This is a genomic window from Streptomyces sp. NPDC058335 (assembly GCF_042723915.1).
GTDB lineage: Bacteria > Actinomycetota > Actinomycetes > Streptomycetales > Streptomycetaceae > Streptomyces.
In genome coordinates this window covers 23,795-43,862 of sequence record NZ_JBHXHX010000025.1, presented here as the reverse complement: position 1 = coordinate 43,862, position 20,068 = coordinate 23,795, and the positions used below count along the sequence as shown (strand labels likewise).

Annotated in this window: 18 protein-coding genes and 2 tRNA genes; 6 read left to right on the top strand and 14 right to left on the bottom strand. The window is 70.8% G+C overall.

Annotated elements, in window-relative coordinates; genetic code table 11:
- Nucleotides 1–53 precede the first annotated feature (53 nt).
- Complete coding sequence (locus tag ACFWJX_RS35175; RefSeq protein WP_383250386.1) at nucleotides 54–665, bottom strand: TetR/AcrR family transcriptional regulator; 612 nt, start codon at nucleotides 663–665, stop codon at nucleotides 54–56.
- A gap of 179 nt (nucleotides 666–844) precedes the next feature.
- Between ACFWJX_RS35175 and hisN the strand changes: the two genes are divergently transcribed.
- Together hisN and ACFWJX_RS35165 are read left to right on the top strand one after the other, a co-directional pair.
- Nucleotides 845–1,645 (top strand): histidinol-phosphatase, encoded by an 801-nt coding sequence (hisN, locus tag ACFWJX_RS35170; protein WP_383250385.1) that lies wholly within the window; start codon nucleotides 845–847, stop codon nucleotides 1,643–1,645.
- 143 nt (nucleotides 1,646–1,788) lie between these two features.
- Nucleotides 1,789–2,184 (top strand): cyclic nucleotide-binding/CBS domain-containing protein, encoded by a 396-nt coding sequence (locus tag ACFWJX_RS35165; RefSeq protein ID WP_383250384.1) that lies wholly within the window; start codon nucleotides 1,789–1,791, stop codon nucleotides 2,182–2,184.
- A 73-nt stretch (nucleotides 2,185–2,257) separates the two neighbouring features.
- Here the strand turns inward: ACFWJX_RS35165 and ACFWJX_RS35160 are convergent, their stop codons facing one another.
- Nucleotides 2,258–3,709, bottom strand: a complete 1,452-nt coding sequence (locus tag ACFWJX_RS35160; RefSeq protein WP_383250445.1) for a catalase — start codon at nucleotides 3,707–3,709, stop codon at nucleotides 2,258–2,260.
- Between the two features lie 145 nt (nucleotides 3,710–3,854).
- On the opposite strand from ACFWJX_RS35160, the gene ACFWJX_RS35155 reads away from it, so the two are divergent.
- Nucleotides 3,855–4,271, top strand: coding sequence for a Fur family transcriptional regulator (locus ACFWJX_RS35155; RefSeq protein WP_383250383.1), 417 nt, complete (start codon nucleotides 3,855–3,857; stop codon nucleotides 4,269–4,271).
- Between the two features lie 135 nt (nucleotides 4,272–4,406).
- On the opposite strand, the gene ACFWJX_RS35150 is transcribed toward ACFWJX_RS35155, so the two are convergent.
- From ACFWJX_RS35150 to ACFWJX_RS35135, 4 genes are all read right to left on the bottom strand, one after another.
- Nucleotides 4,407–4,480, bottom strand: a tRNA-Met gene (locus ACFWJX_RS35150).
- Nucleotides 4,481–4,739: 259 nt separating this feature from the next.
- Nucleotides 4,740–6,635: a tetratricopeptide repeat protein gene (locus ACFWJX_RS35145; RefSeq protein ID WP_383250382.1), complete on the bottom strand. Its 1,896-nt coding sequence runs from the start codon at nucleotides 6,633–6,635 to the stop codon at nucleotides 4,740–4,742.
- 205 nt (nucleotides 6,636–6,840) lie between these two features.
- Nucleotides 6,841–6,914: transfer RNA gene (locus tag ACFWJX_RS35140), tRNA-Met, on the bottom strand.
- Between the two features lie 41 nt (nucleotides 6,915–6,955).
- Complete coding sequence (locus tag ACFWJX_RS35135; protein ID WP_383250444.1) at nucleotides 6,956–9,925, bottom strand: UPF0182 family protein; 2,970 nt, start codon at nucleotides 9,923–9,925, stop codon at nucleotides 6,956–6,958.
- 164 nt (nucleotides 9,926–10,089) lie between these two features.
- Here ACFWJX_RS35135 and ACFWJX_RS35130 point away from each other — a divergent pair, with 164 nt between their 5' ends.
- A complete protein-coding gene (locus ACFWJX_RS35130; RefSeq protein WP_383250381.1) occupies nucleotides 10,090–10,632 on the top strand; it encodes a PPA1309 family protein in 543 nt (180 codons plus the stop codon).
- A 10-nt stretch (nucleotides 10,633–10,642) separates the two neighbouring features.
- Here the strand turns inward: ACFWJX_RS35130 and ACFWJX_RS35125 are convergent, their stop codons facing one another.
- The 4 genes from ACFWJX_RS35125 to ACFWJX_RS35110 all read right to left on the bottom strand — a co-directional run bounded on the left by ACFWJX_RS35125 (nucleotide 10,643) and on the right by ACFWJX_RS35110 (nucleotide 13,834).
- Nucleotides 10,643–11,749 carry a PDZ domain-containing protein gene (locus tag ACFWJX_RS35125; protein WP_383250380.1) on the bottom strand — a complete coding sequence of 369 codons (1,107 nt, stop codon included), beginning with the start codon at nucleotides 11,747–11,749 and terminating at the stop codon, nucleotides 10,643–10,645.
- A gap of 63 nt (nucleotides 11,750–11,812) precedes the next feature.
- Nucleotides 11,813–11,977, bottom strand: coding sequence for a hypothetical protein (locus ACFWJX_RS35120; RefSeq protein WP_383250379.1), 165 nt, complete (start codon nucleotides 11,975–11,977; stop codon nucleotides 11,813–11,815).
- Between the two features lie 110 nt (nucleotides 11,978–12,087).
- A complete protein-coding gene (locus ACFWJX_RS35115; protein WP_383250378.1) occupies nucleotides 12,088–12,549 on the bottom strand; it encodes a molybdenum cofactor biosynthesis protein MoaE in 462 nt (153 codons plus the stop codon).
- Between the two features lie 175 nt (nucleotides 12,550–12,724).
- Entirely contained in the window at nucleotides 12,725–13,834 is a 1,110-nt protein-coding gene (locus ACFWJX_RS35110) for an SDR family oxidoreductase (protein WP_383250377.1), read from the bottom strand.
- Between the two features lie 193 nt (nucleotides 13,835–14,027).
- Here ACFWJX_RS35110 and ACFWJX_RS35105 point away from each other — a divergent pair, with 193 nt between their 5' ends.
- Together ACFWJX_RS35105 and ACFWJX_RS35100 are read left to right on the top strand one after the other, a co-directional pair.
- Nucleotides 14,028–15,497: a zinc-dependent metalloprotease gene (locus ACFWJX_RS35105; protein WP_383250376.1), complete on the top strand. Its 1,470-nt coding sequence runs from the start codon at nucleotides 14,028–14,030 to the stop codon at nucleotides 15,495–15,497.
- Nucleotides 15,494–16,012, top strand: a complete 519-nt coding sequence (locus ACFWJX_RS35100) for an NUDIX hydrolase (RefSeq protein WP_383250375.1) — start codon at nucleotides 15,494–15,496, stop codon at nucleotides 16,010–16,012. The genes ACFWJX_RS35105 and ACFWJX_RS35100 overlap by 4 nt, the downstream gene beginning before the upstream one ends.
- A gap of 61 nt (nucleotides 16,013–16,073) precedes the next feature.
- Here the strand turns inward: ACFWJX_RS35100 and ACFWJX_RS35095 are convergent, their stop codons facing one another.
- The 4 genes from ACFWJX_RS35095 to ACFWJX_RS35080 form a co-directional block, all read right to left on the bottom strand.
- Nucleotides 16,074–16,829 carry an AIM24 family protein gene (locus ACFWJX_RS35095; RefSeq protein WP_383250374.1) on the bottom strand — a complete coding sequence of 252 codons (756 nt, stop codon included), beginning with the start codon at nucleotides 16,827–16,829 and terminating at the stop codon, nucleotides 16,074–16,076.
- Nucleotides 16,830–16,846: 17 nt separating this feature from the next.
- Nucleotides 16,847–17,527 (bottom strand): AIM24 family protein, encoded by a 681-nt coding sequence (locus tag ACFWJX_RS35090; protein WP_383250373.1) that lies wholly within the window; start codon nucleotides 17,525–17,527, stop codon nucleotides 16,847–16,849.
- An 11-nt stretch (nucleotides 17,528–17,538) separates the two neighbouring features.
- Complete coding sequence (locus tag ACFWJX_RS35085; RefSeq protein ID WP_383250372.1) at nucleotides 17,539–19,230, bottom strand: TerD family protein; 1,692 nt, start codon at nucleotides 19,228–19,230, stop codon at nucleotides 17,539–17,541.
- A 135-nt stretch (nucleotides 19,231–19,365) separates the two neighbouring features.
- Nucleotides 19,366–19,965, bottom strand: coding sequence for a M48 family metallopeptidase (locus tag ACFWJX_RS35080; RefSeq protein ID WP_383250371.1), 600 nt, complete (start codon nucleotides 19,963–19,965; stop codon nucleotides 19,366–19,368).
- Nucleotides 19,966–20,068 lie beyond the last annotated feature (103 nt).

Sequence of the window (20,068 nt, the reverse complement as noted above, 5' to 3'; positions counted from 1 at the left end):
GGGCGCAGCCCCAGGTTCGGGACGGGAAGGGGCGGCGGGGGCGAGAACACACCTCAGACCACCCCCAGCCGACGCAAGGTCCCCCGCACCAATTCCCCCACCGCGCCCCCACTCCCCTCCCCCGGCGGCGCCACCACACAGGACAACGCCAGCCGCACCACCAACTCGCACACCCAACCGACCTCGCCGCCAGCCGCACCCCCACCCACCACAGCCGCGGCCACAGCCCGATCCCGCACCACCGCCACCAGCTCCCCCGGCGAGGGCAACGCCCCGTCCGCCCGCCGCTGCGCCGGCACAGCCGAGGACGACGGCACCGCGGCCAAGCTCACCGACGGCAACCAAGAACTCCAGCACCCCGTGACCAACGCCCGCACCACCGCGTTCCCCCGAGCCGCGGACACCACCCACTCCGCCACCGCGGCCAACCGCTCCCGCCCATCCCCCTGCGCCCCCAACACCCGCTCGACTCCGGCGAGATACCCGTCGGCCTCCCGCCGGACGAGCGCCCGCGCCAGCCCGTCCTTGCTCCCGAACTCGTTGTAGAGGGTCTGCCGGGACACCCCGGCCGCCGCGGCGACGTCCACCATCCGCACGGCGGCCCACGGCCGACGCGCGAGTGCCGCGAAGGCGGCGTCCAGTAGGGATTCCCGCGCGGGCATCATCGCCTCCCTGGGACGAGCGGCTCTGGCGCCCAGGTTTGACGCGCCCGCACGCACTGTCAAGGGTCCGCGAAGACCCGTTCCCACCGCACACATCCCGCACGCGGCCCTCACAGGTGCGCACCCCGCCCCGCCAGGCCCCCTGTAGCCCCACCCCCACCACGGCGGATACGGTTCGTCCCATGCCGGACTACCACGACGACCTCCGCCTCGCGCACGTCCTCGCGGACGCCGCCGACGCCGCGACCATGGCCCGCTTCAAGGCCCTCGACCTCAAGGTCGAGACCAAACCGGACATGACTCCGGTGAGCGAGGCGGACAAGGCCGCCGAGGAGCTGATCCGCGGCCAGCTCCAGCGGGCCCGCCCCCGTGACGCGATCCTGGGCGAGGAGTACGGCATCGAGGGGACCGGTCCCCGCCGCTGGGTGATCGACCCGATCGACGGCACGAAGAACTACGTACGCGGTGTCCCGGTCTGGGCCACCCTGATCTCGCTGATGGAGGCCGCCGAGGGCGGCTACCAGCCCGTCGTCGGTGTCGTGTCCGCGCCGGCGCTGGGCCGCCGCTGGTGGGCCGCGAAGGGGCACGGCGCCTACACGGGCCGCAGCCTGACCTCGGCCAGCCGCATGCACGTCTCGAAGGTCTCGACGCTCTCGGACGCCTCCTTCGCGTACTCCTCGATCGGCGGCTGGGAGGAGCAGGGCAGGCTGAACGGCTTCCTGGACCTGACCCGCGAGGTGTGGCGCACGCGCGCGTACGGCGATTTCTGGCCGTACATGATGGTCGCCGAGGGCTCGGTCGACCTCTGCGCCGAACCCGAGCTGTCGCTCTGGGACATGGCGGCCACCGCGATCGTCGTGACGGAGGCCGGCGGCACCTTCACGGGTCTGGACGGCCGCCCCGGCCCGCACAGCGGTAACGCGGCCGCGTCGAACGGCCTGCTCCACGACGAGCTGCTGGGCTATCTCAACGAGCGCAACTGACCGATACAAATGAGCGCGCGCGCCCTCAATTGGACGCGCGCGCCCTCTTGTTGACCCCCGCTTTACCTGCCACGCTGACGGCACCCCCCACTTGTGCATTTGTGAATCCTTGAACTAACGGATTCGTAGGAGGTGCTCAGCCCATGCTCGTCCGCGACGCCATGAGCACGGTGGTCCTCACCATCGGCCCCGCACACACCCTCCGGCAGGCCGCCGCCCTGATGTCCGCACGCCGTGTCGGCGCGGCCCTGGTCCTCGACCCGGACGCCGGCGGCATCGGCATCCTCACCGAGCGGGACATCCTCAACTCCGTGGCGCTGGGCCAGGACCCGGACACGGAACGCACCCACGCCCACACCACCAACGACGTGGTCTTCGCCGCCCCGACCTGGACCCTGGAGGAGGCGGCCGCGGCCATGGCGCACGGCGGTTTCCGGCATCTCGTCGTCCTGGACCGCGAGGAGGCCGCCGGCATCGTCTCCGTCCGCGACATCATCCGCTGCTGGGCACCTCTACGGCAGCCCGCGCCCGCCCTGTGAGCGCGGACGGGCCGGACTCCCCGAGGGGGAATCCGGCCCGTCCGCTCACGACAAGCGGTCCAGTGCTGGAATATCAGCCGCGCAGGGCTTGGACCGCGGCCTCCAGCCGCTTGCCGTAGTCTCCGTCGGCCCGACGGAAGTTGTCGATCGCCCGCTCGACGATGTCGTCGCGGGAGACCTTGGCGATGAAGCCCGCCAGGTTGCCGATCAGGCGGTCCTTCTCGTCCTCCGACATCAGCCGGTAGAGGTTGCCCGCCTGCACGAAGTCGTCGTCCTCGGCGTGGACGGGCGCCGGGTGGTTGCCCGTGCCGCCGGTCACGGCGGTGGCGGACCACAGCGGACGGTCGGTCTGGAAGGGTCCGCCGAAGCTGTTCGGCTCGTAGTTCTTCGCCCCGCCGTGGCGGCCGTCGTACAGGAAGCCGTCCCGCGCCTGGGTGCGCGCCGCCGTGGCGTGCGGGCGGTTCACCGGCAGGTGGTCGGCGTTGATGCCGACGCGGTACCGGTGGGCGTCGCCGTAGGCGAAGAGGCGGCCCTGGAGCATCTTGTCGGGCGAGGGGCCGATGCCGGGCACGAAGTGCGCCGGGGAGAAGATCGACTGCTCGACCTCGGCGAAGACGTTCTCCGGGTTGCGGTTGAGCTCCAGCCTGCCGAACTCGATCACCGGGTAGTCCGCGTGCGGCCACACCTTGGTGAGGTCGAACGGGTTGAAGCGGTACGTCGCCGCGTCCGACACCGGCATGATCTGCACGCCCACGGTCCAGGTCGGGTACTCACCGCGCTCGATGGCCTCGCGCAGGTCCCGCTGGTGGGAGTCGGGGTCCTCACCGGCGAGCCGGTTGGCCTCGGCCTGGGTGAGGTTCTTGATGCCCTGGTCGGTCTTGAAGTGGTACTTGACCCAGAAGGCCTCGCCGGCCTCGTTGTTCCACTGGTAGGTGTGCGAGCCGAAGCCGTCCATGTGGCGGTAGCTCGCCGGGATGCCGCGGTCGCCGAACAGCCAGGTCACCTGGTGGGTGCTCTCGGGGCTGAGCCCCCAGAAGTCCCAGACGTTGTCCGCCTCCTGCGAGCCCGTGTACGGGTCGCGCTTCTGGGTGTGGATGAAGTCGGGGAACTTGATGGCGTCCTTGATGAAGAACACCGGAGTGTTGTTGCCGACGAGGTCGTAGTTGCCCTCCTCGGTGTAGAACTTCAGCGCGAAGCCACGCGGGTCACGGACGGCGTCCGCGGCACCGAGGTTGCCCGCCACGGTCGAGAACCGCAGAAACGTCTCCGTCTGCTTGCCGACCGTGGAGAGGAACGCCGCCCGGGTGTACGGCGTGACATCGGCGGTCACCGTGAACGTGCCGTAGGCGCCGGCGCCGCGGGCGTGCACGACCCGCTCCGGGATGCGCTCACGGTTGAAGTGCGCCAGCTTCTCCAGAAGCAGCTGGTCCTGGACGAGAACAGGGCCGCCGATGCCCGCGGTCTCGCTGTTCTGGTTGTCGGCCACCGGCGCGCCGGCCTCCGTAGTGAGCGGTCCCTGCGACACGTACGCCTCCTGGGTCATTCCCGACCATTCCTGTCTCTTGGCTAAAACCAGTCTCGATCCTACAATGGACATTGTCTAAGTCAAGTGAGGCTCCAAAGTCACACCTGTTCGGGACTCGACCCCCTCTGCTGTTAGGCTGGTGCTCATGAGTGACCTTCTGGAACGGCTGCGCGGACGCGGATGGCGGATGACCGCGCAGAGGCGCGTCGTGGCCGAGGTGCTCGACGGCGAACACGTCCATCTGACGGCCGACGAGGTCCATGCGCGGGCCGTCGCCAAGCTGCCCGAGATCTCCCGGGCGACCGTCTACAACACGCTCGGTGAGCTGGTCTCCCTCGGCGAGGTGCTCGAGGTCGCCACCGACAAGCGCGCCAAGCGGTACGACCCGAACGCGCACCGGCCGCACCACCACCTGGTCTGCGCCCAGTGCGGCGCGATCCGCGACGTCCACCCGGGCGGCAACCCGCTGGCCGACCTTCCGGACACGGAGCGCTTCGGCTTCACGGTCTCGGGCGTCGAAGTGACGTACCGCGGCGTCTGCCCGAACTGCGCGGCGGCGTAACCCACGCAACACCGAAGCCCCGGCGTCCGTCCTGGACGCCGGGGCTTCGTACTGCCTGGGGTCTTGGGCTCTTGTACCTGCCTGGAAATGAGTCGAGGGTCGGAACCCTTTCGGATTCCGACCCTCGACCTTCAGTAGCGGGGACAGGATTTGAACCTGCGACCTCTGGGTTATGAGCCCAGCGAGCTACCGAGCTGCTCCACCCCGCGCCGTTGAATGCAACATTACGTCACGGGGGCGGAAAGAAGCAAATCAATAGCCGCCCCCAGTCATCGCAGGTCAGGCCTCCCCAGCCCCTCCGGAGGAGTTGGAGGACCAGGCCGTTCAGGCCGACAGCCGGGGTCTGAGGGCGGCAGCCCCCAGAGACGGCAAGGGAGGGGCGGCGGGGGCGATACCCATACGGGCACCGGCGTCAACCCTCAACCAAGGTGAAGGCCACCCCGTCAACCGCACAGCCGCCGGCCAGGCTCACGCCGACAGTTCCTCCCGCAGAGCGTCCCGCAACCGCGCAGCCCGCTCCGCCACCTCGCCCGGCCCGAGCGACACCGCCCGGTCCGCCCAGCGCTGCCCTTCCGCCAGCTCTCCACGACGCGCGTAGACAAGGGCCAGCCGCAACGCCGCCCGCCCGTGCCCCGCGTCGGCCGCGCGCGTCCACCACACGGCCGCCTCGGGCTCGCTGCCCTCCCGCGCGAGCAGCAGCCCGAGGTTGAAGGCGCCGTTGCGCGACCCGGCCTCCGCGGCCGTGCGGTACCACCGCGCCGCCTGCACCACATCACCGCGCGCGGCGGCCAGCATCCCGACCCGCACCTGCGCCCGCCGGTGCCCCTGGGTCGCCGCGCGCTCGTACCACTCCTCGCATTCGGTCTTCTCGTGCACGGTCTCACCCAGCTCGTGCGCCGGCTGGGGCGGCCGACGGGCGTCGAGCACGGCGGCCAGCCGGTACGCCGCCTCCGCGCTGCCCCCGCCCGCGGCGCACCGCAGATGCCGTTCGGCGGCCTGCTCGTCGCCCTCCCGGAGCCGGGCGATGCCGACCTGGAGCGCCGCCTCGGTGTGTCCGGCCGCCGCCGCCCGCTCGTACCAGCGCAGCGCGACCGCGTCCTCGCGACGGCCCGCGAACAGGATCCCGAGGTTGAAGGCGGCGTCGACGCTGCCCGCCTCCGCGGCCTTGGAGAACCAGGGCTCGGCCCCGGCCGCGTCCCCGACCTGGAGCAGCAGGACGGCCAGCGCGTTGGCCGCCTCGCGGTGCCCGGCGTACGCGGCGCGCCGGTACCACTGCTCGGCCTGTGCTGTGCGGCCCTGCTCGGCGCAGAGCAGGGCGAGGTTGTAGGCGCCGTTGTCGTCCCCGGCGTCCATGGCCGCCCGGTACCAGCGCTCGGCGGTCTGGGTCTGGTTGCGCTCGGCGTAGAGAGCGCCCAGCGCGTTCGCCGCGTTGCCGTCGCCGTCCTGGGCGGCGCGCAGCCACCACACGGCGGCGTTCTCGGTGTCGCCGGCGTCGCGCAGCAGGAAACCGAGCGCGCAGGCGGCCCGGGGCTCGCCGTCCTTGGCGGACGTCAGGTACCAGCGCCCGGCCTCCTTCAGCTCGCCGCGCCGCTCCAGGATGGCCCCGAGGTGCAGTGCGGCCCGCCGGTGCCCGCGCGCGGCGGCCTGCCGGTACCACTGCTCGGCCTCCGCCGGCACCGCGACACCGTTGTCCGCGGCGTTCCTCTGCCGGTCGCCGAAGAGCGGCTCCCTGCGGTCGAGTGCCCGCGCCAGCCGGTACGCCGCCTCCCGGTGCCCGCGTTCGGCGGCGGCCCGCATCCACCGCTCGGCGCCCGGGTGGTCCCCCCGGTGCTCCAGCAGGTCGGCGAGGGCGTAGGCGCCCAGGACGTGTCCCTGTTCGGCGGCCTGGCGCAGCCAGTACTCGGCGGCGGGTTCGTCGCCGCGCTCGCGGTGGTGACGGCCCAGCGCGTGGGCGGCGGGCGCGGAGCCGGCGACGGCGGCGACCCGCCACCAGCCGGCGGCCTCGTCGGGGTAGCCGCGCTGGTGGAGGAGGACGCCCAGGTTGTTGGCGGCGGCACGGTCGCCCGCCGTGGTGGCGGCGCGCAGATGGGGTTCGGCCGCGTCGAGATCGCCGCGGCGCAGCAACAGGGCCCCGAGGACGCTCATCGCCTCGACGTCGCCGGACTCGGCGGCGAGCCGTCGGCGCGCTTCCTCGACCGCCTCCCCCGTCTCGTCCCGGCTCTCGTCCCGGCCCATGCCCGGAGTCTCCTCCGCGGTCTCGTACGCGGTCTCGTACGGAGTCTCTTCCGGGGTCGCTTCCGTACCGGAAGGCTGCACAAATCGCCCTGTCTCGAACAGAGTTGCCTTGTCCCCCATAACGTCCATCGTCGCACCACCTGCAACCCGGGTACACCTGGTATACCGCAGCCCGTAAGGTCACTTCAGCGTTTTGTCGACATGCCCACAGAGAGACAAGTCAAACACAGATGCCCCAACTCCCCACGGCGGCACGACGATCCCGATCCGGGCACATGCGTTCGCACACCACGAAGGCCCGGATCCTTTTCAGGATCCGGGCCTTCGCCTGGAGTAGCGGGGACAGGATTTGAACCTGCGACCTCTGGGTTATGAGCCCAGCGAGCTACCGAGCTGCTCCACCCCGCGTCGTGTTCCACAACCGTACCACGACGCGGGGTGGCTCTTGATCAGCCGCTGGGACTGCCGCTCGGACTCGGCTTGGGACTGGCGGTGGTCCCCGGCTTGGCGCTCGCGCTCGGCGAACTGCTCGGGCTCGGGCTGCTCCCGCCGTTCTTGTCCGCCGCGGCCTGCGCGTCCTCGGCCCGCTTCAGCGCGGCCTCCAGCTCCGCCTGCGCCTTGGCGTACGCCTCCCAGTCGGGCTTCTTGAGGGCCTCCTGGCCCGCCGTGAAGGCCTCCTGGGCGTCCTTCAACGCTTCCTGGACGGTCGCGTTGCCGGTCGCCGGTGGCGGGGTGGTGGTGTCACCGTCGTCCGCGGGTGGCTTCGGTGTCGCACCCTCCGCGCCGAAGACCTTGTTGAGGGCCTCGTCGAGGGAGTCCTCGAAGGCGGTGATGCCGCCGTAGGACACCAACACCTTGCGCAGCAGCGGGTACTTGAGTCCGCCACCGCGGACGTAGACCGGCTCCACGTAGAGCAGCCCTCCGTCGAGCGGCACCGTCAGCAGGTTGCCGTACTCGACCTCCGAGTCGCCGCCCTTCAGCAATCTGATGGACTCGGCGATGTCCTGTTCGGAGTTGAACTGGCTCTGCACCTGTTTGGGTCCGTCGACGGTTGTGCTGGTCGGCAGCTTCAGAACTCTGATCTTGCCGTAGCCGGACGTGCCGGCCTCGGAGTCGACCGACATGAACGCGCTGAGGTTGTCACGGCCGTTGGGCGTGAACGTCGTCGTCAGCGAGAACGCCTGCGCCTTCTGGTCGGGCATCTTCATGCTCAGGTAGTACGGCGGCACCGCGTCGTTCGACTGGTTGGTCGGGTCGTTCGGCACCTGCCACACCTCGCTGCCGCTGAGGAACGTCGTCGCGTCCTTCACGTGGTAGCGGGTGAGCAGCTCGCGCTGCACCTTGAACAGGTCCTGCGGGTACCGGAGATGGGCCATCAGGTCGCCGGAGATCTCCGACTTCTTCTCCACCGTGCCGGGGAAGGCCTTCATCCAGGTCTTCAGGACCGGGTCCTGGGTGTCCCACTGGTAGAGCTTGACCTCGCCGGTGTACGCGTCGACGGTCGCCTTCACCGAGTTGCGGATGTAGTTGACCTGGTTCTGCTGGGCCACCACCGCACGGTTGTTGTTGGTGGCGGTCAGCGAGTCGGCCGTCGTGTCGCCGAGGGTCGTACGCGAGGCGTACGGATAGCCGTTGGTGGTCGTGTACGCGTCGACGATCCACTGGACCTTGTCGCCCACGACCGCCGGGTAGGCGTCGCCGTCGATGGTCAGCCACGGGGCTACCGCCTCGACGCGATCCTTGGGCGTGCGGTTGTAGAGGATCCTCGAACCCTCGCCGATCGCGCCGGAGTACATGATCTGCGGTTCGCCGAACGCCACCGCGTAGGCGGCCCGGTTGACCGGGTTGGAGAGGTTGACCCCGCTCTTGCCGGTGTAGCTGGTGGTCTTCTCGCCCTGGTCGTCGGAGTAGTCGATCTCCTTCTGGGGACCGCCGACGATCGAGTACGTGGTCGTCTTCTCGCCGTAGTAGATCCGCTGCTCGTACTTCCCGAGCACGCCCTCCGACGGCAGGTTGGACTCGGTGAAGGCAGGGCGACCGTCGGTGTCGGCGGTGGTGCCCTTGGCGGCGACCACGCCGTAGCCGTGGGTGTAGCGGAAGTGGTTGTTGATCCAGTTCTGCTTGTCCACGCCCGCGAGGTTCAGCTCGCGCAGACCGATGACCGTGTCCTGGTCCTGGCCGTTCACGTTGTAACGGTCCACGTCCAGGTTGGTCGGGAAGGCGTAGTACTTCCGGATCTGCTGGAGCTGCTGGAAGGTCGGCGAGACGATGTTCGGGTCCAGGACACGGATGCTCGCCGCGGCCGCCACGTCGTCGCGCAGCGTCGTCTTGTCCTCGGTCTTGCTCGTCCCCGAGTAGTCGGTGACCTGGGCGCCCTCGATGCCGTAGGCCTCACGCGTCGCCTTGAGGTTCTTCTCGACGTACGGCGCTTCCTTGGCCTGCTCGTTCGGCTGGACCTGGAACTTCTGGACGATCGCCGGGTACAGACCGCCGATCAGGATCGCGGAGAGCACCATCAGGCCGAAGCCGATGACGGGCAGCTGCCAGGTGCGCCGCCACAGGGTGGCGAAGAACAGCAGGGCACAGATGACCGCGATGCAGAACAGGATCGTCTTGGCCGGCAGGTAGGCGTTGGCGTCGACGTAGCGCAGGCCGGTCCAGTTGTCGGTGGCCTTGAAGTCGCTGGACTTCACGGCCAGGCCGTACCGGTCGAGCCAGTAGGCGACCGCCTTCAGCGCGACGAAGATGCCGAGCAGCACCGACAGGTGTCCGGTGGCCGCGGCCGTGGCGCGCGCGCCGGGGCTGGTGACGCGCAGCCCGCCGTACAGGTAGTGGGTGAGCGCGGCGGCGATCAGGGAGAGAATCGTGGCGGCGAAGCCGAAGCCGAGCAGGAACCGGTACCAGGGCAGGTCGAAGGCGTAGAAGGACACGTCGAGGTGGAACTGCGGGTCCTTCTGTCCGAAGGACACGCCGTTGACCCACATCAGCCAGGTCCGCCACTGCCCCGACGCCGAGGCGCCGGCGATCAGCCCGACGAGGGCGGTGATCCCGAGCAGCAGCCACTTCTTGTAGGGCGCGATGCCCATGCGGTACCGGTCGAGGCTCTGCTGCTCCATCGACATGGCGCTCAGCGGCGGCCGCAGCCGGTGGGCCAGCCACAGGTTGAACCCGACCGCGAGGGCCATGAGCAGACCGAAGACGAAGAAGAGGCCGATCTTGGTCGACAAGGTGGTCGTGAACACCGAGGAGTAGTTCACCGACCGGTACCAGAGCCAGTCCGTCCAGAACCCTGCGAACATGGTGAACGCCATGCCCAGGACGGCAAGCACGCCCAGTGTCATGAGCAGAGTGCGGACACGCCGGGACGGGCGGCCCACTCTGATCCGTGGCCCGGTCGGGCCTCCGCCGCGGTCCGGCATCTGGAAAGCCAAGGTTCGCACCCCGAAGTTCGCTGTTGATCCGTCAGGTCCGCGTCTTCGTGGACCCTCCGTGGCCCCCCGTGATCGCGGGTCCACACCTATGCAACTTACTCACCGTTTACTCGGTTCCCGATTCCGGCCCTGAACGAGGCAGGATTGTGACCATGTCCAACACTCCCATGGCGGCGAGCCCGCTCACCCGGGCCGTACTCGAGATCGACGAGTACGCCTCCGGCCTCGGCTGGGACCAGCCCGCCCGCCTTTTCGCCCTCGTCGACACCGCGCGTCTGCGGACTCAGGAACCCGGCCTCGCCGCCCAGCTCGGCCTGGCGGATGCGCCCGAGACCACCGGTCTCACCCCGATCGAGCAGGATGAAGTGCCAACGGACAAGCCGCTCGACGAGTTCCTCGCCACGATCGCCTGGCCCGACGCGGTGGTCGGCTGTGCGCTGACCGTGGAGCGTCTGATGCTGCCCCCGTCCGCCGAGGCCCAGGTCCCGCAGGGGCTGAGCGAGGCGAAGCTGACGCAGTGGGTGGCCGAGCACCCGGACCGTCAGGAGGTCCGGATGACCGTGGCGGTCCTGCGGAACGGCGCCCGTGACTCGGCCCTTCGGCTGCGCCAGAAGGACTCCCCGACGGAGGTCCTCACCGGTTCGGAGCTGGTCCCGGGCCTCGCGGAGGCCCTGTCGGCGACGTTCGAGGAGTAGCCTCGCCGCGTCACCTCGCGGTCTGGCCGGCCGTGCACTTCGGCAGGTCGGCGGTGTCGCCGCTGCGGATGTCCTTCAGGGCGCCGAGGGCGTCGTCGATCGTGTTCACCTTGACGAGCGTGAGCCCGCTGGGGGTGTCCTCGGCGGCGGAGGCGCAGTTGTCGGCGGGCGTCAGGAAGTACTGGGCGCCCTTGTCGCGTGCGCCGACGGTCTTCATCTCGATGCCGCCGATCGGGCCGACCTTGCCGTCGTCGTCGATGGTGCCGGTGCCGGCGACGAACTTGCCGCCGGTCAGACTGCCCGGGGTGAGCTTGTCGTAGATGCCGAGCGCGAACATCAGGCCGGCGCTCGGGCCGCCGACATCGGCGAGCTTGATGTCGATGGTGAACGGGAACGTGTGGTCGGTGCCTGCGGAGATCCCGACGATGGCCCGCTTCTCGCCGGTGTCGTCGGAGGCCGCGGTGGTGATCGTGATCTTCTGCGTCCTGGTCGCCGTCTTGTTGTCCTTCTCGGCGGCGGCCTGGTCCTTCGCCGGCACGATGGTGAAGACGACGTCCTCGCCGGGCTTGTGCTTCGTCACCAGCTTGGCGACGTCGGAGGGGTCCTTCACCGTCGTACCGTCCACGTCCTTGATCACGTCTCCGGCGTGCAGCCGGCCCTCGGCGGGCGAGCCCTTCACGACGGTGGAGACGATCACCCAGGACTGCACCGGGACGTCCAGTTCCTTCAGGGCGGCGACCTTGGCGCTCTCCTGGGACTGACTGAACTCCTCGGCGTTCTCCTGGGTGGACTGCTCCTCGGTCTTGCCGTCCGGGTAGAGCGTGTCGTGCGGTACGACCTTGTTGTCGTGCGCGAGCCAGCCGTAGACGGCCTCGACCAGGTTCATCCGGTAGTCGGCGCTGGTGACCCGGACGGTCGTCATGTTGAGGTGGCCGTCGGCCGGGTAGGTCTTGCGCCCGGTGATCTGGAGCACCGGCTCGCCCCCGTGCTCCCCGAGGGTGTTCACCGTCGGACCCGGGGACATCTCCGCGTACGGCACGGGGATGAGCACTCCCGCGCACAGGAGCGCGATCAGCATCAGGGTGGAGGCGAGCATCGTCGCGGTGCGGCGTGGCATGACTCGACAGTACGGGACGGTTCTGTCAGCGCACCGTCAGGGCCACCGCCCGGGTCACCGCCCTCAGGTGCCCGAGTGGGACCTCTCCATGGCCGCGCGGAAGCGGGCGTAACCGTCCAGCTCGGGACCGTCGCCGCGGGCCTTGCGGGTGCGGGCGGCCCAACTGCCCCACAGCCCGGCACCGATCGCGGCCACCAGCGGAATCAGCAACCAGGCGAGCGCCCCCATACCGACCTCCCAACCCCATGTGCGACCGCACCTGACTGATCAGCAGATTAACCATCCGCACTGACAACGCTCAGGCCAGGGGTGCGGTCACGCAACCGGACAGGTGGGGTTCAGCAGGCCCCGACCCATTCCTCGGTGCCGTCGGAGAACTTCTGGTGCTTCCAGATGGGCACCTCGTGCTTGAGGTCGTCGATCAGCTTGCGGCACGCCTCGAACGCCTCGCCGCGGTGCGGACAGGACACGGCGACGACGACGGCCAGGTCGCCGACCCTCAGGTCTCCCACGCGGTGCACGGCCGCGAGCGCCCGCACCGGGTACTCGGCGACGACCTTCTCCGCGACCCGCCGCATCTCCGCCTCGGCACTGGGATGACTGGAGTAGCCGAGGTTGTCCACGTCGGCGCCGCCGTCGTGATTGCGCACGGTCCCCACGAACAGGGCCGTCCCGCCGGCCGCGTCGTCCCCCACGGCCCGGAAGACCTCGTCCAGGGACAGCGCGCTGTCCCTGATCGCGATCAGCTTGACGGGATCCTGCGCGGCCTGCTCACCGGGGTGATCGTTACTGGGTGCCATGGCTCAATCGTGCCGCACCACGACGACAAGCGGGAAGACCGGGATCACCCGGCACGCACGCGTGCGGGCTTGGAGCCTCCTACAGGGGACACCCCAGCCCGTCCGGGGGCGCGCAGCCTCCAGGGACGGGAAGGGGCGGCGGGGCGACCCCAGGAGGGCCCCCCACCACGCCCCGCTACCGCCGCCGTGCCTTGCGGGCCCGGCGCACCACAGCGGCAGCGCCCAGCAGAGCCACCGTCGCCCCCGCGGCGCCCGCAGCCGTCGCGTCCTTCCGCCCCAGCCGCCGCCCGGCGACGGTGTGCCGTCCGGCGACCTCCTCCAGCAACTCCGCGAGCACTTCCTCATTGGTCCACCGAGGCCGCCACCCGGCGTCATGCAGCCGGCTCCCGCTGACCACCCACGGGTACATCGTGTAGGCCAGGTCCCCCGCCGGGGACGGCGTGAGCCCGATCCGGTGCAGCCGGGCCGCCGCGCCGAGCGCGACCGCCGACGGCAGTTCCATCCGCCGGATCCCGCTCAGCTCCTCGACCTCCTCCTGCTCCAGCCACCCGTCGCAGCCGACGGCGAGTTCCCCGTCGACCTTCTCCAGGACGGCGTACTCCAGCGCCCCGCACAGGTCCTCGACATGGCAGAACTGCCAGACCGGCCGCGACCCGGCGACGACCAGCAGCCGGGGCGACTCGAAGTAGCGGGTCAGCGCGGTGTCCGTGCCGCCCACCAGTACCGCCGGCCGCACCACGGTGACGTTGAGCCCCGGATGCGCGCGCGGGGCGCGCCGCGCGAGCCGCTCGATCTCCAGCAGGTCCCCCACGCCGGTCGCCTCCGCCGTGGCCTTCAGCTCCGCGTCCTCCGACAGGGGCAGCTCGTTGTCCGGCAGCGCCCCGTAGACCATCGCGGAGGTGCACAGGACCACGCGGTGCACCCCGGCGGCCGCGGCGGCGGTCAGGACCGTCTGGGTCCCGCGCACGTTGTAGGCCGTTCGGGCGGCGGCTTCGCTCCCCAGGTCGAGATCGAGCGCCAGATGGACGACAACGTCCGCGCCGCGCAATTTCTCGGCGATCGCCGGATCGCGGACGTCGAGGATGTGCCACTGTGCCGCATCGCACTCGCCCCGCCGTTCGTCGATGGCGATGACCTGCTTGATCTCGTCGGACGTGGCGAGCCGCTCGGTCAGCAGCGCGCCCACCCCGGTCGCGGCGCCGGTGACGGCGACGACGGGGCCGCGCGGCCCGCCCGGGGTTGAGGGGTTTCGCGCTGCGCGAACCTGCGGATCTGGGGAACTCACCAGGTGTCTCCAGCGGTTGTTTTCCATACGGGCGCGAGTGACGCGTTCGTACCAGGTGGCATCCATCCTGCCGCAGGCCGCGAGTCGGCGAAGCACCGAGGCCCGATCGGGCCCAGGTGTCTACGCTGGGTGGTGTTGCAGGGCAGCCGCGCCACCGGACGAGAGCCGGTGGCCTTACCAGCCGAGGAACCCCGTGAGTGACACCCCATTCGGATTCGGCCTTCCGCCGGAGGAGCCGGACGACGGCGACGAGGGCAAGAAGAAGGACCCGCAGAGCGGCGGTGGTCAGGGACCGGCCAACCCGTTCGGCTTCGGCGGGCTGCCCGGCGCCGGAGGCTTCGGCGGCCCCGGCGCGGACAATCCGCTCGCCGCCATGTTCGGCTCGCTGAACCCCACCGACCTGGGCGCCGCGTTCCAGCAGCTGGGCCAGATGCTCTCCTACGAGGGTGGCCCGGTGAACTGGGACATGGCCAAGCAGATCGCCCGCCAGACGGTCTCCCAGGGCACCTCCGACGGCGTCAAGGACGCGAGCATCGGTCCCGCGGACCGCACCGCGGTGCAGGAGGCCGTCCGCCTGGCCGACCTGTGGCTGGACGACGCGACGTCCCTGCCGTCCGGCGCCGGCACGGCCGTGGCGTGGTCGCGCGCGGAGTGGGTCGAGGCGACCCTGCCCGCGTGGAAGGAGCTGGTCGACCCGGTCGCCGAGCGTGTCGGCGCGGCCATGGGCGAGGTCCTGCCGGAGGAGATGCAGGCCATGGCAGGCCCGCTGATCGGCATGATGCGCTCGATGGGCGGCGCCATGTTCGGCTCGCAGATCGGGCAGGCCGTCGGGGTGCTCGCGGGCGAGGTCGTCGGTTCGACCGACATCGGCCTGCCGCTCGGCCCGGCAGGCAGGGCCGCGCTGCTCCCGCTGAACATCGAGTCGTTCGGCAAGGACCTGGGCGTCCCCAAGGAGGAGGTGCGGCTCTACCTCGCCCTGCGCGAGGCCGCCCACCAGCGCCTCTTCGCGCATGTGCCGTGGCTGCGCTCGCACCTGTTCGGCGCGGTCGACGGCTACGCGCGCGGGATCAAGGTGGACACGGCCAAGCTGGAGGACGTGGTCGGCCAGTTCGACCCGCAGAACCCCGAGCAGCTTCAGGACGCCCTTCAGCAGGGCATGTTCCAGCCGGAGGACACCCCGGAGCAGAAGGCCGCCCTGGCCCGTCTGGAGACGGCGCTGGCACTCGTGGAGGGCTGGGTCGACGCGGTCGTGCACGCGGCCGCCAAGCCGCGTCTGTCGTCCGCGGACGCCCTGCGCGAAACCCTGCGCCGCCGACGTGCCACGGGCGGTCCGGCGGAGCAGACCTTCGCGACCCTGATCGGTCTCGAGCTGCGCCCGCGCCGTCTGCGGGACGCGTCCCGGCTGTGGGCCTCACTGACGGACGCGCGCGGGGTGGACGGCCGTGACGCGCTGTGGGCCCACCCGGACATGCTGCCGACGGCCGCCGACCTGGACGACCCGGACGGCTTCGTGCACCGCGAGCACATGGACTTCTCCGAGTGGGACAAGATGCTCGGCGAGGCGGCGAGCGGCGGCGCGGGATCCGGTGAGAGGCCGAGTCCGAGCAAGGACGACGACGCCGACGAGGGCAAGGGCGGCGGCAAGGGCGGCAGCGCCGAGTGAGCCTGCACGACGACGCGGTTCTCGTACTGAAGGCGTACGAGGGCCAAGCAGAGCTGCGCCAGATCTACCTCGATCACCTGGCGGCGCACCCGGACGGCATGTGGAAGGCCTGCGAGGCCGGGCATCTCACGGCGAGCGCCCTGGTGATCGATCCCGACCAGGGGCGGGTGCTGCTGACCCTGCACAGGAAGCTGCGGATGTGGCTCCAGATGGGCGGCCACTGCGAGCCGCAGGACGTCTCCCTGGCGGCGGCCGCCCTGCGCGAGGCCACCGAGGAGTCCGGCATCCCCGGCCTGACGCTGCTGGGCGGCCCGGTCCGACTGGACCGCCACCCGATCCCGGCCCCCTGCCACTGGCATCTCGACGTCCAGTACGCGGCCGTGGCCCCGCCCGGCTCCACCCAGGCGATCAGCGAGGAGTCCCTCGACCTGCGCTGGTTCCCCTACGAAGCGGTCGCGGAGGTGGCGGACGAGTCGGTCGTGCGTCTGCTGGAGGCGACGCGGGCGCGCCTGTGAGGGGGAACGCGTAAGGGGCGACCCTGTAGGCGGTCGCCCCTTACGTCTGCTTTCCGGACGGTCAGCTCCAGGCATTGCCCTGGTTCTGCGCCCGAGCCCCCTGCTGGCCCATGCCGTACTGAGCGGCGAGGCCGGAGCCGATCTGGGCACCCTGCGGCGGGAGCAGTTCACTCGGCTGGACGAGTGCGAAGCCGCTGCCCATGAAGCTCAGCTCCCAGCCCTCGCCGGTGTTGCCGCGTCGCCGCCACACCCCGGAGGAGTGCGTCTGCGCCTGCATCTGCACCCGCAGCCCGGTGGACCAGGCGACGATGGCGTCGGCGTCGCAGTTGACGTACTTGTCGGGCGTGACCTGAAGCATCAGGGGCGCGCCCGAGGTCATCAGGGCGACCCGTCCGCTGCCGGTGATGTTGAGCTGGTACTTCCCGGAGCCGGAGATGCCGTAGAGGCTGTCGACGGCGATGACCTCGTGGTGCAGCCCGGAGTCCATGGCGAGGACGTAGCTGCTGTCGACGGTCAGTCCCTCGTGGTCGACCTCGACCACATGGATGTGCTGGGCGAGGTTGGCGAGGTACACGATGCCCTGCCCGTGGCAGCGCATCAGGTCCAGGCCCTCACCGGTGCGCGCACGCGCGCGTGACTGGCTGTTGCTCTGGAACTCGGCGTCGAACTCGACGAGTCCCTGGTAGGCGACCATCGTGCCCTTGCGGGCGAGGATGTCGTCGTGGCCTTCCAGGGCGACGCGGAGCATCTGCTTGTTCTGGAGGCTCCAGCGTTCCTGGGTCTGCTGGTCGTTGTGGGCGAAAAGCGGGCTCTGCATGTGACTCTGGCTCCCCCTCAGCCCCGGACCCGAAGGCGGTCGGTGCTGTCCTCGCTGGGCTGGACGACGACGATGCCCTCACCGGAGAAGGCCATCTGGTAGGCCTCGCCGCTGCCCCGGCCGAGCAGCGACTGCGCCTTGAAGCTGCGCTTGCCCTTGACCTTGAGGTTCGGGGACCAGGCGACGAGCGCGTCCGGGTCGACGTAGGTCTCGTTCTCACCGCCGCCGCAGTCGACGACGATCGGCTTGCCCCGGGAGGTCAGCGCGACCCAGCCCTGCCCGGAGATCTTGGTGTTCCACAGGCCCTGCCCGGCGAACTTCGCCAGCCCCTTGACCCGCTCGACACCCCAGGTGAGGTGGGCGTCGAAGGCGAGCAGGTTGGTGGCGTTGACGGAGATGCCGTCGCCGTTGAGGTTGATCACGACGACGTTCGCGCCGTAGTCGGCGAGGTAGAGCAGGCCGTCGCCGGAGCACTTCATCAGGGGCGCGCCCTCGCCGGTCATCCAGTCGCGCGCGATCTGGCGCACGGCCGGCGGGTTGGGCTCGTACTGGATGAAGCCCTCGTAGGCGACCATCGAGCCCACGCGCGCGAGGAGGTCGTTTCCGGTCTGGAGGGCCACCTTCAGCATGTGGTTGCCGTGGTTCTCCATGCGGGCGGTGACGGGTGCGGGGGCGTAGCCCGCGAGCGGCTGGTTCATGACGGGCTCCCTCAGACCTCGTACGGCTGGACGACGATGAAGTTTCCGGGAGCGGCCCGGAACTGGAGGTTCACGCTCTCTCCCGTGTCGCCCGGATACGCGTTGCGGCGCATGCGTACCTGGCTGGATACGACGACCTGGGCGGCGGCCGACCAGGCGACGACGGCGTTGCAGTCGGCGAAGGTGGTCGGCGTGACCGGCAGGACGACGGGCGTGCCGTGCGTCTTCACGACGACCGTGCCGGTACCCGTGAACTGCATGGTGAAGAGCGCGCCGCCGGGGATGCCGTGGCCCTCGATGCGGCGGACCTCGTACTGGAGGCTCTCGTCGAAGGCGAGGACGTTCTCCGCGGAGACGCAGATGCCGTCGCCCTGGAGCTCGATGGGGTGCAGCATCGTGGAGTCCTCGGCGAGGAACACCTGTCCCTGACCGGTGCAGCGCATCAGCTGCATCTCCTGGCCGGTCGCGTTGCCGACGATCCGGCCGGCGAAACCGGCGCCCTTGTAGCTGAAGTCGACCTTGCCCTGATAGAGCACCATGCTGCCCTGCCGGGCGAGCACGGGCTGGCCTCCGACGCCGAGGTCGACGCGGATGAGCTTCCGGGTCTGCGGCGTCCAGCGCTGCCCGGTGGGCGTCTCCTTGAACTGCTGGAGGGCCGCGCCCACACCGGCGCCGCCCTGGGGAGCGCCCTGCGGCACGCCGTAGGGCTGCTGGCCCGGGGCCTGGCCGAACGCGGGCTGCTGGCCGTAGCCCGGCGGCGGGGTCGGCTGCCCGTAGCCGGGCGGCGGCGTGGGCGCCTGCGGCGCCTGGGGCTGGCCGTAGCCGGGGGGCAGCGGGGCGGTCGGCGCGCCGGGCTGCCCGTACGGCTGCGGCTGCGGCGGCTGGCCGTACGGCGGCTGCTGGCCGGGCTGGCCGTACGGCGCGGGAGCCGGGGACGGCGGCGGGATCTGGACTCCGCCGGGCGGGGTCATGGGCGCGACGATCGTCGGCGCGGCGTGCACCGGCGGGGTCGCGGCCGGGGGCGGGCCGGCCGGCGGGGCGAAGCCCTGTGCCGCGGGCTGCGGCTGCTGCGGGGCGGGTGCCGGGGCCGGCGCGGACGGGGCGCCGAAAGCGGGCGGGGCGAAGCCGGGAGCGGCACCGGACTGCGGCTGGGGCGCCGCGGCGGGGGCCTCCTCCTCGGCGACCTCGCCGCCGAAGTTCTTCAGCAGCGCGTCCAGGCCGCCGTCGAAGCCCTGTCCGACGGCCGCGAAGCGCCACACGTCCTTGAAGTAGAAGTCGCCCAGCATCACTGCGCGCTCGGTGGAGAACTCCGAGCCGTCGAAGGAGTAGCGGGCCACCTCCTCGCCGCCCGCGACGATGCGCAGGTAGCCGGGGGCGATCTGCGACATCTGGCCCGCGCCGTCGAGGGTCGCGGTGAAGGACAGTCTCCGGATCTGCGACGGGATCCGGTCGAGGGTGACGCGGAAGGACTCCGTGTCACCCGCCTGGGCGCCCAGGAGCTGGACCGACTCCTCGGGGGTCTTCGGCTGGTTGAAGAAGACGAAGTACCGGTCGTCCGAGAGCCGCTCGTCGGCGTCGAGGCCGAAACAGCTGATGTCGAAGGTCAGACCGGGGCCGGAGATCTGCACACCTACGTACAGATCCGTGCCCGCGGTGAGGTCACTGATCCTGGTCTTGTGGCCGCGTTGGAATTCCCTGGGCATGCGTAACGACCGTCCCCCATCCCGATTGCGAGTGCGTCGCGTCAGGCTAACGGCAAACTCGGACACCGGACGATGTCGGTACAGACCCGGTACACAACCCGCGCGGGACGCCGCCGGACGACACGCGCGCGGGGCTCACTCCCCGCCGGCGCCGGGCAGGTGGGGCAGTCGCTCGGCCGCGACCACCCCTTCCAGGTAGCCGCGGGCCCGCTCGGTGCGCGGATACGCCTCCAGCAGCCGCCAGAAGTCGGGGCCGTGGCCGGGCACGAGCAGGTGCGCCAGTTCGTGGAGGAGCACGTAGTCGATCACGTACTCCGGCATGCCCTTGAGACGGTGCGAGAGGCGGATGCTGCCCTCGGCGGGGGTGCACGAGCCCCAGCGGGTGTTCTGGTTGGTGACCCAGCGGACCGTGGTGGGCCGGGCCCGGCCGCCGAGGTACTGCGCCGACAGCCGCTCGGCGTGCCCGGCCAGCTCTGCGTCGCCGGGGACGCGCCGACGGCTCTCCTGGGCGGCGAGCTTGTCGAGCATGACGCTCACCCAGCGTTGCTCCTCGGCCTCGGACATCCGGGCAGGGATGAGCACGACGGTGCGATCGCCCTCGCGGTAGGCGGAGACCGTCCGGCGTCGGCGGGCGCTCCTGCGGACCTCGATCGCGCTCGCCCGTGAGCCGCTCGGCGGCTGGCTCGTCGTGCTGCGCTGTGGCGTTCCGGCGCGGTGCAGTGGGTCGGCGGGCACGCCCCGACGTTACCCGCTGCGCAGGCGGGAAGTCCCGACTCCGGGACGGTTCGGTTCCGATCTCTCACCTCCTGTTTGCCTCGTACGACGCATTTGTACGATG